This window comes from Rhizorhapis sp. SPR117, assembly GCF_021742065.1.
In genome coordinates, this window is the sequence record NZ_JAKKIE010000033.1 from 1 (window position 1) to 13,046 (window position 13,046).

The 13,046-nt window shown below is 58.2% G+C and carries 12 protein-coding genes; 4 read left to right on the forward strand and 8 right to left on the reverse strand.

Annotated elements, in window-relative coordinates:
- Nucleotides 1-186 precede the first annotated feature (186 nt).
- Nucleotides 187-684 carry a peptide-methionine (R)-S-oxide reductase MsrB gene (gene msrB, locus L3X40_RS13305; protein WP_445177193.1) on the forward strand — a complete coding sequence of 166 codons (498 nt, stop codon included), beginning with the start codon at nucleotides 187-189 and terminating at the stop codon, nucleotides 682-684.
- Here msrB and L3X40_RS13310 read toward each other — a convergent pair.
- The 8 genes from L3X40_RS13310 to htpX form a co-directional block, all read right to left on the reverse strand.
- Nucleotides 681-2,447, reverse strand: a complete 1,767-nt coding sequence (locus L3X40_RS13310) for a hypothetical protein (protein ID WP_237366055.1) — start codon at nucleotides 2,445-2,447, stop codon at nucleotides 681-683. The genes msrB and L3X40_RS13310 overlap by 4 nt on opposite strands.
- Nucleotides 2,444-2,839: a GtrA family protein gene (locus tag L3X40_RS13315; protein ID WP_237366056.1), complete on the reverse strand. Its 396-nt coding sequence runs from the start codon at nucleotides 2,837-2,839 to the stop codon at nucleotides 2,444-2,446. Before L3X40_RS13315 ends, L3X40_RS13310 begins: the two co-directional genes overlap by 4 nt.
- A gap of 16 nt (nucleotides 2,840-2,855) precedes the next feature.
- Nucleotides 2,856-4,373, reverse strand: a complete 1,518-nt coding sequence (locus L3X40_RS13320) for an NAD(P)/FAD-dependent oxidoreductase (RefSeq protein WP_237366057.1) — start codon at nucleotides 4,371-4,373, stop codon at nucleotides 2,856-2,858.
- Between the two features lie 174 nt (nucleotides 4,374-4,547).
- Entirely contained in the window at nucleotides 4,548-6,137 is a 1,590-nt protein-coding gene (gene purH, locus L3X40_RS13325; RefSeq protein WP_237366100.1) for a bifunctional phosphoribosylaminoimidazolecarboxamide formyltransferase/IMP cyclohydrolase, read from the reverse strand.
- A 9-nt stretch (nucleotides 6,138-6,146) separates the two neighbouring features.
- The gene (locus L3X40_RS13330) at nucleotides 6,147-7,880 is read right to left on the reverse strand and encodes a heparinase II/III family protein (protein WP_237366058.1); all 1,734 of its coding nucleotides are present in this window, start codon (nucleotides 7,878-7,880) and stop codon (nucleotides 6,147-6,149) included.
- Entirely contained in the window at nucleotides 7,877-8,539 is a 663-nt protein-coding gene (gene rpe, locus L3X40_RS13335) for a ribulose-phosphate 3-epimerase (RefSeq protein ID WP_237366059.1), read from the reverse strand. Before rpe ends, L3X40_RS13330 begins: the two co-directional genes overlap by 4 nt.
- A 79-nt stretch (nucleotides 8,540-8,618) precedes the next feature.
- Nucleotides 8,619-9,899, reverse strand: coding sequence for an RsmB/NOP family class I SAM-dependent RNA methyltransferase (locus tag L3X40_RS13340; RefSeq protein WP_237366060.1), 1,281 nt, complete (start codon nucleotides 9,897-9,899; stop codon nucleotides 8,619-8,621).
- Between the two features lie 77 nt (nucleotides 9,900-9,976).
- Nucleotides 9,977-10,924: a zinc metalloprotease HtpX gene (gene htpX, locus L3X40_RS13345; protein ID WP_237366061.1), complete on the reverse strand. Its 948-nt coding sequence runs from the start codon at nucleotides 10,922-10,924 to the stop codon at nucleotides 9,977-9,979.
- Nucleotides 10,925-11,014: 90 nt separating this feature from the next.
- On the opposite strand from htpX, the gene L3X40_RS13350 reads away from it, so the two are divergent.
- From L3X40_RS13350 to galU, 3 genes are all read left to right on the forward strand, one after another.
- Nucleotides 11,015-11,182 carry a DUF1674 domain-containing protein gene (locus L3X40_RS13350; protein WP_237366062.1) on the forward strand — a complete coding sequence of 56 codons (168 nt, stop codon included), beginning with the start codon at nucleotides 11,015-11,017 and terminating at the stop codon, nucleotides 11,180-11,182.
- Between the two features lie 175 nt (nucleotides 11,183-11,357).
- A complete protein-coding gene (locus L3X40_RS13355) occupies nucleotides 11,358-11,894 on the forward strand; it encodes a hypothetical protein (protein WP_237366063.1) in 537 nt (178 codons plus the stop codon).
- A 131-nt stretch (nucleotides 11,895-12,025) separates the two neighbouring features.
- Entirely contained in the window at nucleotides 12,026-12,898 is an 873-nt protein-coding gene (gene galU, locus L3X40_RS13360; RefSeq protein ID WP_237366064.1) for a UTP--glucose-1-phosphate uridylyltransferase GalU, read from the forward strand.
- Nucleotides 12,899-13,046: the final 148 nt, after the last annotated feature.

Sequence of the window (13,046 nt, forward strand, 5' to 3'; positions counted from 1 at the left end):
ACCGGTACACTTTTACTCCGAAATGAACGGACCCCAAAAGACCCGTCAGTGGTACATTTTTACTCCGCCGTTTATACCGGTAGCGGGAACAATGCCGAACGACGATCTTTACTTAAACGTCTTGTCGGGCGTGCATCGCGGGTTCAGATGTAGCCTTTCATACTCGCCATGCGAATGAGAAAAATGATGCATATATCACGACGCACCCTGATCGGATCAACAGGCGTCCTCGCTATCGCCAGCATCGCGGGTTTCCGCATGTTGGACGAATCGGCAGAGGCGAAGGAGGGGTTCGAACTCAACCTGAGCGAGGAGGAATGGAAAAAGCGCCTGACGTCACAGCAATTTGCCGTCCTGCGCCGCGCCGCAACCGAGCGTCCTTATTCCAGTCCCTTGAACAAGGAACATCGCAAAGGACTATTTCTGTGCGCAGGCTGCCGCCTGCCGCTTTTTTCCTCAACCACCAAATATGACAGCGGTACTGGTTGGCCCAGCTTCTGGAAACCCTTGCCCAATGCGGTGCGGACGTCCACAGACTATGGGATCGGCTATCCCCGCACGGAAGTCCACTGCCGCCGTTGCGGCGGGCATCTGGGCCATATTTTCGATGATGGTCCAAAGCCCACAGGCAAACGTTATTGCATGAACGGCGCGGCGATGCTCTTCAAACCAGCGGCGGCTTAATTGACGATGCGATAGACCCGAATGGCCTGATCCTGTCGCATTGGGACGGGTTGAAGCCAGGTGGGGACCTGCCCTGCTTCCAATCGTGCGGCAAGGCCGGTTGGAGCATGCTTCACATATTGGCCGATTTCAGATTTTTGGGGGCAATAAACCAGATAGTCCGCGCCAGTACCCATCACCGTTTCACGGGCTTCTGGTTCCGCACTCATAAACGCCGTGATGACAGTCGCCATGGCATGATGATTACGGTGGTGAGCTGTCGCGATAACTCGGTGATGGGTATGGACCAGCAGATATGGTCCAATATCGAGAGGCGCAAACAACGTCGCAGGCGGCAAGGCAGCAAGATATCGCAGTCCGGATGGCGTCGTGCATTGCGCCTTTTCCGAGCCATGGGCGGTCGCAGTTTCCCGAGAGAAAGCATTGGCAAGCAAGGCCGTTGGCAGGGCGGGAATCAGAAGCACGGTTGCCACCGACGCAATGATCCTCGTTGATGTCCGGTACAGTGTCCGCGCCCTGCTCATACCGGTCAGGAACAGCCAGGCATTGCCGGGAAGCATGAAAAGATGGGCAATCGACATGGCCCGCATGACCAGAAGGGAGAGTGTGAAAGCGCCCGCTGCCACAAACAGCGATTCGATCCATCGCGCACGTTTTGCGGCATCTTTCTGGGCACGAATAGCAAGTGCATACCCCACTGCACCCAGTATCGGCGCGACAAGAGTCATGAATATGGTAGCGGCTTGCTGATCCCAGATGGGAAGGCCTTCGCTAACCTTCAGATACCAGAAACGATAGACCAGAGGGTCAAGCGTTTCGAATGGCCCCGCCATGCATTCGCGTCCGGTCAACGACAATGCAATCAACGCGCCTGCACCTGGCACTGCAATGATGGCCACCCGATTGGTCGGATGATGATCAGGCAACAGGGCTTTCAGCCCCAAAATCAATAGCGCGGCCGTCCCCATGGGAATCAAAAAAGTTGGCGACATGGTGTCACAATAAAAGCGCAATGAAACAGACAGGCCGCGGGTAACCAACAGCAAAGCAGCGGCACCCAGCGTAACCGTCCATAAATATGCGGCCAACCGATCCCACTGATCGGGATGGCGCAGATATTTCAGGGCATACAACGCGCCAAACAGCGCGGCATAGGGCAGCGCTTCGCTGGATATGATAAGCCAGAACGCAACCGCCAGCCCCGTCAAAATGCCACTCTTGCGCGGGGAAGGCAGCAGACTGGCATAGAACGCCCATGCGGCCATCACAATCTGCCAGCCATGATGGTCAATCCGCATGGGCATGAGCTGGATCAACACTGGCATGGTAAGGCCAAGAAGCACGACGGCCAGGACGGCCAACGCAGCACCCGCCAAACGCCGGACTGCACAAGCGAAAATACCGAACAATAGCCCCATCACCAGCAACGGATAGACCGCAAGAACGGCTCGTTCCGAATCGATCTGGTTTAAAAATGAAGATGTGAACCAGAGAAGAGCGGCAATAGGAAGATCGATCAGGCGCGACCAGTGCATCGGACCACCCTCAGGCGGATTTATCCGATATTGGGTGACATCGAACCAGCTTTGGCCCGCCATCCAGTCGCGAATTTGCACCAATCGCAGCGCATCATCGGCATCGCGGAAATCCAGAATCGCGATCAATCCATAGGACAGAACCAGCATTGCCGCCGAACAGATCAGCCATATGGCAAAGATCGCCAGCGGAAAGCGGCGGCCTGAAAAAAGGCCGTCCATCTTCATCTGGCAAAGACCACCTTCTTGCGCATCAGATAGGTCGCCTGAAAGCTGACCGCGATCGCAGCCAGCTTTGCAAGGCGCGGATCAAGTCCCAGCATATCGGCCGCCCCGACCATCGTCGTGGTGATGGCAAGGCCGACCAGTGCCGAACCCAGAAACAACGCCTTCTGTCGCGCGCGCGCGCTGCCCCGCACCGCTACCGCATCGGTAAATACCGCACGGCTGGAAAACATCCAATGCGCCGCGATTCCAACCGCATAGCCCAGTGCAGAAGCAATGACAGGCAAAAGACCCAGATGAAACAGCGCAAGAAAAACCGCCATATCCACGGCCAGCGCACCCGCACTTGATACTATGTAGCGCAAATAGGTCCAGTTGCTGAAAATGGAGCGCATTGCCGGCAGCATGACGTCAGGCTGCCCGGATGACGCGGTTGGGAACCATCCGTTCGGACGCCAACGCCGCACGCTGCCCCTCATCACCGGACTCATGATATTCCGCGTCTTCATTGACGGCCCATATGTCATACACGCGTGCGCCCGCCTCAATATTGCGGACGGTCAGCATCGCCGTCATCATGGCGTGATCCTGGTTATTGTAGCGGTGCATGCCGTTGCGCCCCACCATATGCAGCGTGGGATAGACCCCTTCGAGTTCCTTACGCATGTGAAGGACGTTTTCGGCATAGGCATCATCATAGACGGGATAGGCCTTTTCCTGTCGGACAACCGCGCCGTCAACAACGTCCTTCGGGTCGCACAGGCCGAGAATTGCCATTTCCTTTGCGGCCAATGCAATCAGGTCGGCATCGCTCGATGACCAAAGCCCGTCACCTTCGAAGCAGAAATATTCCAGTCCGACACAGGCGATACCCGCTTCGGGCACCATTTCGGGAGACCAGCTACGGAAATTCTGGACACGGCCAACCTTCACCTTGCTGTCGTGGATATAAATCCAGTTGTCCGGGAACAGATCGTCCGAACGGATCATCAGTGCGACGGTCAGGAAATCCCGATATTTCAGGTCCAGCGCCTGACCCAGTGTGGCAGGCAGCGGATGTATGCGTCCGGCCAGTTCGCGCATCGGCGCAGAACTGATCACATGAGCGGCGTTGATCGTGATCACAGCGCCATCGCTCGTCGTTGCTGCGACCTTCCACCGACCAGTCCCCTGGTCGCGGACAAGCTGTTTGAGCGCATGGCCCATCAACACCCGGTTACCGCCCTTCACCACGAAATCGCGCGCAGCATCCCACATCATGCCGGGACCCTGGCGAGGATAGCGGAAATTTTCGAGCAGGGTCTTGGTCGCCATGCCGTCATTGGGCCGCTTGTTAAGGCCGAGTGAGCGCTTGAGACCATCGATCACCGCCGCGCCAAGGCTCAACCCTTTGATCCGCTGCGCTGCCCAGTCGGCGGACATTTCATCGCAGGGCATGCCCCACACCTTTTCGGTGTAGGTCTTGAAAAAGATCGAATAGAGCTTGTGACCGAACTGGTTGACGACCCAGTCTTCGAAACTGCGGACATTCTGCCTGGGCTTCAATTTCCAGCGCAGATAGCTGAGCATGCAAAGTGTCGACCGGAAAATCCCCAGATTACCCAGCGCCTCAAAGGCACGCAGGGGGTAACTGTAGAATTTGCCCTCATAGTAGATACGGCTCATGCGTGGCCGCTGAATGAAATCGTCGGGCAGGATCTCGTTCCACAGGTCCACTACTTCTTTCGATTTGGAAAAAAAGCGGTGGCCGCCAATGTCGAATCGAAAGCCCTTATATTCCACCGTCCGGCTGATCCCGCCGACATAGACCGGGTCCTTTTCTATAACGGTGACGCTATAGCCCTTTTTTGTCAGCAGATAGGCCGCAGTAAGGCCGGCAGGGCCAGCGCCGATGATGGCGACGTCCACAGCTTGATCAGCGCGTGACATGCGGGATTCCCCTGTTTCAATGGTCCTGAAAACAGGGGTGAAGGAAATCTTCTAATGATTGGTTAACGGCGATTAAAGAAGTCCGCGATTGTGCCGTTCATTGGATCGCGCGGAGCCAAATCGTTCGTCCCGCCCATATGTAGGTGCGGGGCGAACGATTTGGCAATATCCCTGTTAGTGGCGGAAATGCCGCATGCCCGTAAAGACCATGGCCAGCCCCGCCGCATCGGCTGCCGCAATCACTTCATCGTCGCGGATCGAACCGCCCGGCTGAATCACCGCCGTCGCACCTGCCTCGACCGCTGCCAGCAAGCCATCTGCGAAGGGGAAGAAGGCGTCCGACGCGACAGCCGAACCAGCGGTGCGCGGTGCGGCCCAGCCATTTGTTTCCGCTGCTTCCTGCGCCTTGACAGCGGCAATGCGGGCGCTGTCCCGGCGGTTCATCTGGCCTGCGCCAATGCCTGCCGTCGCGCCGTCCTTGGCATAAACGATGGCGTTGGATTTTGTATGTTTGGCGACGGTCCAGGCGAACAGGCAATCGTTCAGCTCCTGCTCGCTCGGTGCGCGTTTGGTCACAATCTTCAACTGATCGCGCGTCACTTGCCCGTTGTCGCGGTCCTGAAGCAATACGCCGCCAGCAATTACCCTGACCTGCTGCCCGGCGCGTGCGGGGTCAGGCAGGTCGCCGGTCAAAAGTAGGCGTAAATTCTTCTTCTTGGCGAACACCGCCTTTGCCGCATCGTCGGCATCGGGAGCCGCCACGACCTCGGTGAAAATCTCGCTGATCGCTTCGGCGGTGGGGCCATCGAGCGGGCGGTTGACCGCAATGATGCCGCCAAAAGCCGATACGCTGTCGCAAGCCAGCGCCTGCCGATAAGCGTCGATCAGAGTGTCGGCGCTGGCCACGCCACAGGGGTTGGCATGTTTGACGATGACGACCGTGGGCGGGCCATCGCGGAATTCGCTGACCAGTTCCAGCGCGGCATCGGCATCGTTGAGATTATTGTAGGACAGTTCCTTGCCCTGCACCTGGCGCGCCTGAGCGATTCCACGCGCGGCAGGTCCGAACGGCAAATAGAGCGCCGCGCCCTGATGCGGGTTTTCGCCATAACGCAGCGACATGGAAAGACGGCTAGCCATAGTCCGAACGGGAGGAAATTTCTGTTCCTGATCGACGTAGGCGAACCAGTTGGCGATCATGCTGTCATAAGCCGCCGTCGCGGCATAAGCCTTGGCTGCCAGCATCCGGCGAAAGTCATAGCTTGTAGCGCCGCCCTTTTCGTCCATTTCGGCGATCAGGCGCGCATAGTCGACCGGGTCCGTAACGATGGCAACGCTTTCATGGTTTTTCGCCGCCGAGCGAACCATGGAGGGACCGCCAATATCGATATTCTCGATAATTTCATCCCGCTCCGCGCCACGCGCAACCGTTTGGGCGAAGGGATAAAGGTTGACGATGACCAGATCGATGGCGCCGATGGCATGTTCATCCATGGACGCGACATGTTCGGGGTTGTTGCGCACAGCAAGCAGGCCGCCATGCACCTTTGGGTGAAGCGTCTTGACGCGCCCGTCCATCATTTCGGGAAAACCCGTCAGGTCGGAAATATCCTTCACCGCCAGCCCTGCCTCGCGCAACGCCTTGGCCGTGCCGCCAGTGGATACCAGTTCAACGTCATGACGCACCAGCGCCTGACCCAGTTCAACAAGCCCGCTCTTGTCAGACACCGACAACAGCGCCCGCTTCACCTTCACTTCGTTCATCATTTCCCTTTATCCGACCCGTTTGAGCAGCCAGCCGACACTTGCGCCGCCCGCCGCCGTTTCTCCGGTCACAACCAGTTGCTTTGCCGGGTGAGGTCGGCCTTCGCCATCCACCCAGAGACTATCCTCTATCGTCAGCGCCCCACCGCCCGCGCGGAACTGCCACAGCGGACCCATTGCGATACGCAGCAATGCCCCCTGCTTGTCTGCCGTTAGCGTCGGTTCCACATCGGGCGCAAGGTGAAAGCAGACGGCAAATCCCGTGGCGGCTGGTTTGCGCCGCCCAACAGGCAGCAACATATCCTCGCCGCGAATCTCGCGCCCGTCCGTCCCCATCAGCAGCAAACGACGGTGCAGAAAACCCAGCCTGCGAACATAGCCGTCATGGCTGATTTCCAGGCGGCTGCCCTGCTCCAACTCCTGTCGGTCAAGCTCCACTTCAGTCACGCCACGCCCCAGCGTGCCGTCATTCAAAATGGCCGTGCTGTTCCGATCGTCCAGCACGAGCGTGCTGTGCGCCGCCGTTGTGCGCAGGCCCTGTGCCAGATCTTGAGGAATAGTCCCGCCAGTCAACGCGGCGCCGCCGCAATTGACGATCAGCCGATGCGGTCCATCGCTGATTTCCATGGCATTGGTCGATGCACAGCCGGCAACCGCCAGATGCGACACCGGCGGCGGCGCTGCATCGACAAGCAGCACGGTTTGTCCCGCCGACAAGCGCTGATAACCCCAGTCGCGCGCCTGTCGCAACGGCCGGGTCCGCACACCGCTCGCAGCGACAACGGCTTCGACCAGGGTGTCGGCAATGGCCGCGCTTCCCTGCCAACTGCCCAAACCGCCATCACCATGAGCGATGCCGAGCAAGGCTGGCACTGTGCGATGGAGGGCCATTTGGATGAAATCGGGAATGTTTTCCCGCCGGACATCATAAACCGCGCCCAGCATGGACAGCAGCATGATTCCTTCAAGTTGTGCCGCAGGCGATCGTGACACGCTGCCGCCATCAGCGTGAAAGGCGCTGTCGATTGCCCGCTCCAGTCCCGCCTCACCAAAAATGCGGCGCGGACCGCCGCCGGGTATCAACAATGATGCGGCAACAATGCCACCCCAGGCAACGAGGCGCGGCAAACCGGCTTGCGCCTTGTCTGCTCCCCGGTCGAGATGACGAGCGGTACGAGCGATGCAATTAAGCACAAGCGAGCGATAGACGAGATCCGTGCTCGATAGAATAAGCGGCGCATGCGCGGTCCAGAACAACAGCCGCCAACCCGCATTGTCCGCGCGCCATGCCGGTTCGCTGGGGCGTTCGGCATGAACTGCCAGCCATTTCCGCACGACCGCTTCGGCAATGGGTGCGGCCTGTTCGCGCGTGGCCATGGTGGACAGATCGCGGAGCCATCGAAAGCTGTGAATATAATCGGCAAAGGCCGGGTCGATATTCAGATTGGCGAAATCCAGCGTGTCGATTGGCTGCTTCATCCCCCGAAAGAGGAAATAACCCGCGCGCAAAGCCTTGCCCGCGCGTGCGTCGCCGGGAATGGCATCATTGGGCACCGCCAGCAGCTTCAGCGGGTATTTACCCCGGAGCCGCATGGAATGCAGCGGCGTACGCCAGGTCAGGCGATAAAAGTTATTGGCGAGGCGTTCGGCAAGCGAAAGGCCCTTGTCACCGGAAAGGCGGATCAGCCTTTTGCCCTGCTCAATCCCGTCCTGGGCGAAATCCGGTGGCGTCTGATCGTTCACCCGCCCCTCAATGCCGCAATATTCGCCGCATAGGCCTCAACACCGCCACGGAAGGTCGCGGTGCCTGCCACCAGCACATCAGCCCCAGCCGCGATGGCGCGTGGAGCGGTATTGACGTCGATGCCGCCATCGACTTCCAGACGGATGTCCTTGCCGGTTTTGTCGATCATCTTGCGCACCGCCTCGATCTTGCGAAGCTGGCTTTCGATGAAGCTTTGGCCGCCAAAGCCGGGGTTGACGCTCATGATGAGGACAAGGTCGATATCCTCTATCAGATAATCGAGCATTTTGGCGGGCGTCGCCGGGTTCAACGATACCCCCGCCAGCTTGCCCAGCGACTTGATATGCTGGACGGTGCGGTGCGTATGCGGCCCCGCTTCCGGATGGACGGTGATGATGTCGGCGCCTGCCGCCGCAAAGGCATCGAGATATTGATCCACCGGCGAAATCATCAGATGAACATCAAAAATCTTGGCCGTGTGCTGACGCAACGCCTTTACCACGGCCGGACCGATCGTGATGTTAGGGACGAAATGCCCGTCCATCACATCGACATGGATCCAGTCGCACCCGGCCGCATCAATTGCGCGCACCTCCTCCCCCAGTCGTGCAAAGTCGGCGGAGAGGATGGATGGTGCGATCTTGATAGGGCTATGCATGGAATTGCGCATTACCTGCAGGGCGTCGGGTTCGCAACTCCTGTGACAGCAAAGTTGACGATCCGCATTCTTTTTGCGGTCATTCAGTTTTTTTCAGGCGTGCGATGAAAAATCCGTCAAGCCGCCCTTGCTCCGCCAGCATGGACGGCAACGTGCGGACCCAGCCTTCAGCCGCCGATACGATGCCCGCCGGCAGTATCTCCGCTTCGACCGGATCGAGCGCAAAGGCATCTGAGGCGGTGAGGAGACGTTCAATCTGTCGCTCTCCTTCAGCCTGTTCCAGCGAACAGGTGGCAAAGACCAGAACGCCGCCCGGCTTTAACCAGTCTGCGACACGATCAAGCAATGATTGCTGTAGTTCCGCCAGTTCCGCGATCTGGCGTTCGCCGATGCGATGAAGCACGTCCGGATGACGACGGAAAATACCAGTCGCAGTGCAGGGCGCATCGAGAAGAATGGCATCGACCGGCGCTTCAGGCTGCCACTGGCGCAGGTCGGCCTGCACGGTTGTGGCGGACAAGCCTGTTCTGGCCAGATTCTCGTCCAGCCGCACCAGACGCTTTTGTGACTGGTCCACCGATGTCACGCGCCAGCCATGGGCAGCAAGCTGCATCGTCTTGCCTCCCGGTGCGGCGCATAGGTCAAGTACATGACGACCGTCACCCTGCCCAAACAAGCGTGCGGGCAGGGAAGCTGCCAAATCCTGAACCCACCATGCACCATCAGCAAAGCCAGGAAGAGATGCGATGTCGCCCGATTGCGCCAATCGGACATGCCCAGGCAAAAGGCTGGTTCCACCCAGCCTCTCACACCACAGGTCGGTTTCCAAGCTGTCCTTCAGCGTAAGATCGATGGCAGGGGAGGCCGCCAGCGCTTCTTGTGCCGCCTGCACCATGTCTGCTCCCCACTGCTCCTGCCAGCGCACGGCTACTTCGGGCAATAGCGAAGGAATCTCTGGAAGGCTTGCTCCAGCACGCATCAAAGTGCCGAATACGCCATGGACCAGTTTGCGCGGTCCCCCATCTACCAGCGGCAGTGCGGTTGAAATCGCCGCGTGGGGGGGCGTCTTCAGGACAAGCACTTGTACAAGGGCAAGGCGCAAAACAGCGCGCGCCTTTGCATCTGGCGGCAGAACTCTGCGTGTGGCCCCATCGATCAGGGCATCGAGATCAGGCATATGGCGCAACACTTCAGCGACAATCGCATGGGTGAAGGCCTTGTCCGCTCGATCAGCAAGGCCCTGCGTTGCTCCATGGAGCGCCAGTTCCAAAGGTTCGCCACGGCGCAATATGGCATCAAGCAGCTTCAAGGCAGCACGACGGGCCGGAAGGCCTGCCGGATGAGCGGGATAAAGTGACATGCGCGAGGCCCTAAGCGATTTTACGTTTTGTTCAAGCCGCGCTTAAAACCATTTAGTAACGGAACCGTTACGAAAAACTAATGCCTGTTATGAGGATCGAGTGCGCTGGATCGCCGTGGCACTGGTCTGTCGTGGGGAAACAGGGCTGATCTGCAGCCATTTCGCGGCATTGTGGAAGGAAGCGCAACCTCTGGCAGGACCCCCATCCCCGCCGCCATTTGTTCCAGCGCCGCAATGCGACTTTCGGTGGCCGGGTGGGTGGAAAAGAGTTGGCTGACATGGGCCGGAACGATGTAAAGTTGGGCAGCCGCCGGATTGCGCTCTGCAACCGGATTGGGAATTCGTTCTGCACCGCTCGCAATTTTTCGTAGCGCAGAGGCCAGCGCGCGTGGATTGCCGCTAATTTCCCCGCCTGCTCGATCCGCGCCATATTCGCGCGTCCGGCTGATCGCCATTTGCACGATCATCGCCGCGAAAGGCGCAACCAGTACCGCCAGAATGCCCGCGAAGCCAAACCCTCTGCCATCGCCATTGCGGAAGAACAGGCCAAAATTGGCCAGCATCGAGATTGCGCCGGCTATGGTTGCCACCATGGTCATGATCAATGTGTCACGATTACGCACATGACCCAGCTCATGCGCCATCACGCCGGCGATTTCATCCCGGTTCAGCATGGATAGCAGACCAGTCGTCGCCGCAACCGCCGCATTCTCAGGATTGCGCCCGGTAGCAAAAGCGTTGGGATGCGGACTGTCGATCATATAGACTTTCGGCATTGGCAGGCCCGCACGCTCGGCCAACTGTTGCACCAGTCCATAAAATTCAGGCTCCGTGCGACCGTCCACCTCTCGCGCATGGTGCATACGCAGGACGATCTTGTCGGCGTTCCAGAATGTGAAAAGGTTCATCCCCGCTGCAACCAGTAGTGCAAGCGCTGCACCACCAGCCCCGCCAAATGCATAGCCTAGGACCATGAACAGCGCCGTCAGCGCCGAAAGCAGCATCAAGGTTTTCAAGCCGTTCACTTGCCAAGTCTTCCCATCAATGATCAGTATAGTGTTCGGCCATGAATGTTGGGTGACATATCGACCCGTTCAAGATGAAAAGGATAGAAAATGGGCAAACGTCCCGATCATGTAAAACCCCCGGCTCACCTGTCAAAAAGTCCGCCCGTGCCCGAGCCGGATCCCGTCGACAAGGACATGACGGCAGACCGGAATGATCCATCAAACCCGGTCCGTTATGGTGATTGGGAACGCAAGGGTATCGCGATCGACTTCTGATCCTGCCCAAATGGCTTATAAACCCGCCCCCATTGCCCACCAGTCGTCGCGTTTTTTACACACTATTCGACGGTTCGTGCGATCCATGCGAGCAGCGGGCGTGCAGTATCATGTGGTCACACCTAGGATTCAAAGAATAACCAAACAGACCGGGCCTTCGGGAGATCGCAATATCATGCTGCAGTATAATGATTTTTCCCTGTCCGGGCGCCACTGCGAACCCAATGGAAATGCCATGGACGATGCCCCGCTTCGCCCCGATCCTGCGCAGGGCAATATCGACCCCGATGATGCGCTGTTCAAAGCTATTGGCAAGCTGATTTATAGCTGGGGCAAGCTTGAGTCCCAATTGGAAGGGAAGATCGGCGAACTGCGGCAAATCGCGGGAGACGTTCGCCTTACGGGGGCGCGGACCAAGCCTACAATAGGCAAGATGCTCGCGGAACTTCGCGCCATAATTTCGATGCGCAACCGGCGCGACAATCAACAGCTTGTGGAAATCACGCAGATTGAATGCGTGATCCAGAAAATCGACATGTTTCGCATGCTGGTGATACAGGGCTTTCAATCCCCCGCCGACCAAAGCGAAGCAGGAGGCCGCTCCTTCCTGTGCCGGGATGCCAAAAACAATGTCGTGTGCATTGCCCTGGAAGAATTGAACGAAAAAGTCTCTCGCCTCGACGATTGCCGGAAACGTCTGCTCGCATTGTGATGTGCACTGACATTATTTCGGACAATGTTGCCCTTCGACTGAATTAACAATTCCACCATGCTTGACCTTGCGAAATCGAACCGCAATGGCTGTGCTCTATTCTGTGCGCGGCAACAGCAAAAGGATGATCGATGACCCTGAAAAAGATCCGAAAGGCCGTGTTTCCCGTCGCAGGCCTTGGCACGCGATTTTTGCCTGCGACCAAGGTCGTGCCAAAGGAAATGCTGCCGGTGGTCGACCGCCCGTTGATCCAGTATGCCGTCGATGAGGCGCTGGAGGCTGGCATCGAACAAATGATCTTTGTCACGGGCCGGGGCAAAGGCGTGATCGAAGACCATTTCGACATCGCCTATGAACTGGAACATACCATGTCGGCGCGCGGCAAGGATCTGTCGATTCTGGCGCCGACTCGATTAATGCCGGGAAATGCGGCCTTTGTCCGCCAACAGGAACCAATGGGCCTTGGCCATGCCGTATGGTGTGCCCGCGAAATTGTCGGCGATGAACCCTTTGCCGTGTTCCTCCCCGATGAATTCATGGTTGGGACGCCCGGATGCATGAAACAGATGGTCGATGCCTATGAAAAAGTCGGCGGTAACCTGATCTGCGCGCTGGAAGTGCCGATGGACCAGACGTCAAGCTATGGCGTGCTTGATCCCGGTAGCGTCGACGGCACGTTGACGGAAGTCAGGGGCCTGGTCGAAAAACCCGCGCCAGGAACCGCCCCGTCCAATCTCATCATCGCCGGCCGCTATATTCTCCAACCGCAAGTCATGCAGCTGCTTGAGCGACAGGAAAAGGGCGCTGGCGGGGAAATCCAGCTAACCGACGCCATGGCCGCGATGATCGGCAATCAGCCGTTCCATGGGGTGACCTTTGACGGCCGCCGTTTCGATTGCGGGTCAAAGGCCGGATATATCGAAGCCAATTTCGCGCTGGCGCTGGAACGTGAAGACATGCGCGATCACATCCGCGCATTCGCCATGGATTTGCTCAAACTATGACCCCCTTTCCCCTTGGGAATCATACCGTTGCGACAAGTAGGCTGGGCTCGCCATCATAGCCCTCTGAAGGGACTATTGCATCATTCGTGCATTTCCTGATTTTCGTCGTTCCCGCGAAGGCGGGAACCCATCTCCCGACGTAAAATCA

Excerpts from the sequence above, each read along its gene's own strand:
- L3X40_RS13315 (WP_237366056.1), bottom strand. The coding sequence starts at position 2,839 with ATGCGCTCCATTTTCAGCAACTGGACCTATTTGCGCTACATAGTATCA.
- galU (WP_237366064.1), top strand. The coding sequence starts at position 12,026 with ATGACCCTGAAAAAGATCCGAAAGGCCGTGTTTCCCGTCGCAGGCCTT.
- L3X40_RS13350 (WP_237366062.1), top strand. The coding sequence starts at position 11,015 with ATGGGCAAACGTCCCGATCATGTAAAACCCCCGGCTCACCTGTCAAAA.
- L3X40_RS13310 (WP_237366055.1), bottom strand. The coding sequence starts at position 2,447 with ATGAAGATGGACGGCCTTTTTTCAGGCCGCCGCTTTCCGCTGGCGATC.
- purH (WP_237366100.1), bottom strand. The coding sequence starts at position 6,137 with ATGAACGAAGTGAAGGTGAAGCGGGCGCTGTTGTCGGTGTCTGACAAG.
- L3X40_RS13320 (WP_237366057.1), bottom strand. The coding sequence starts at position 4,373 with ATGTCACGCGCTGATCAAGCTGTGGACGTCGCCATCATCGGCGCTGGC.
- msrB (WP_445177193.1), top strand. The coding sequence starts at position 187 with ATGCATATATCACGACGCACCCTGATCGGATCAACAGGCGTCCTCGCT.
- rpe (WP_237366059.1), bottom strand. The coding sequence starts at position 8,539 with ATGCATAGCCCTATCAAGATCGCACCATCCATCCTCTCCGCCGACTTT.
- L3X40_RS13340 (WP_237366060.1), bottom strand. The coding sequence starts at position 9,899 with ATGTCACTTTATCCCGCTCATCCGGCAGGCCTTCCGGCCCGTCGTGCT.
- L3X40_RS13355 (WP_237366063.1), top strand. The coding sequence starts at position 11,358 with ATGCTGCAGTATAATGATTTTTCCCTGTCCGGGCGCCACTGCGAACCC.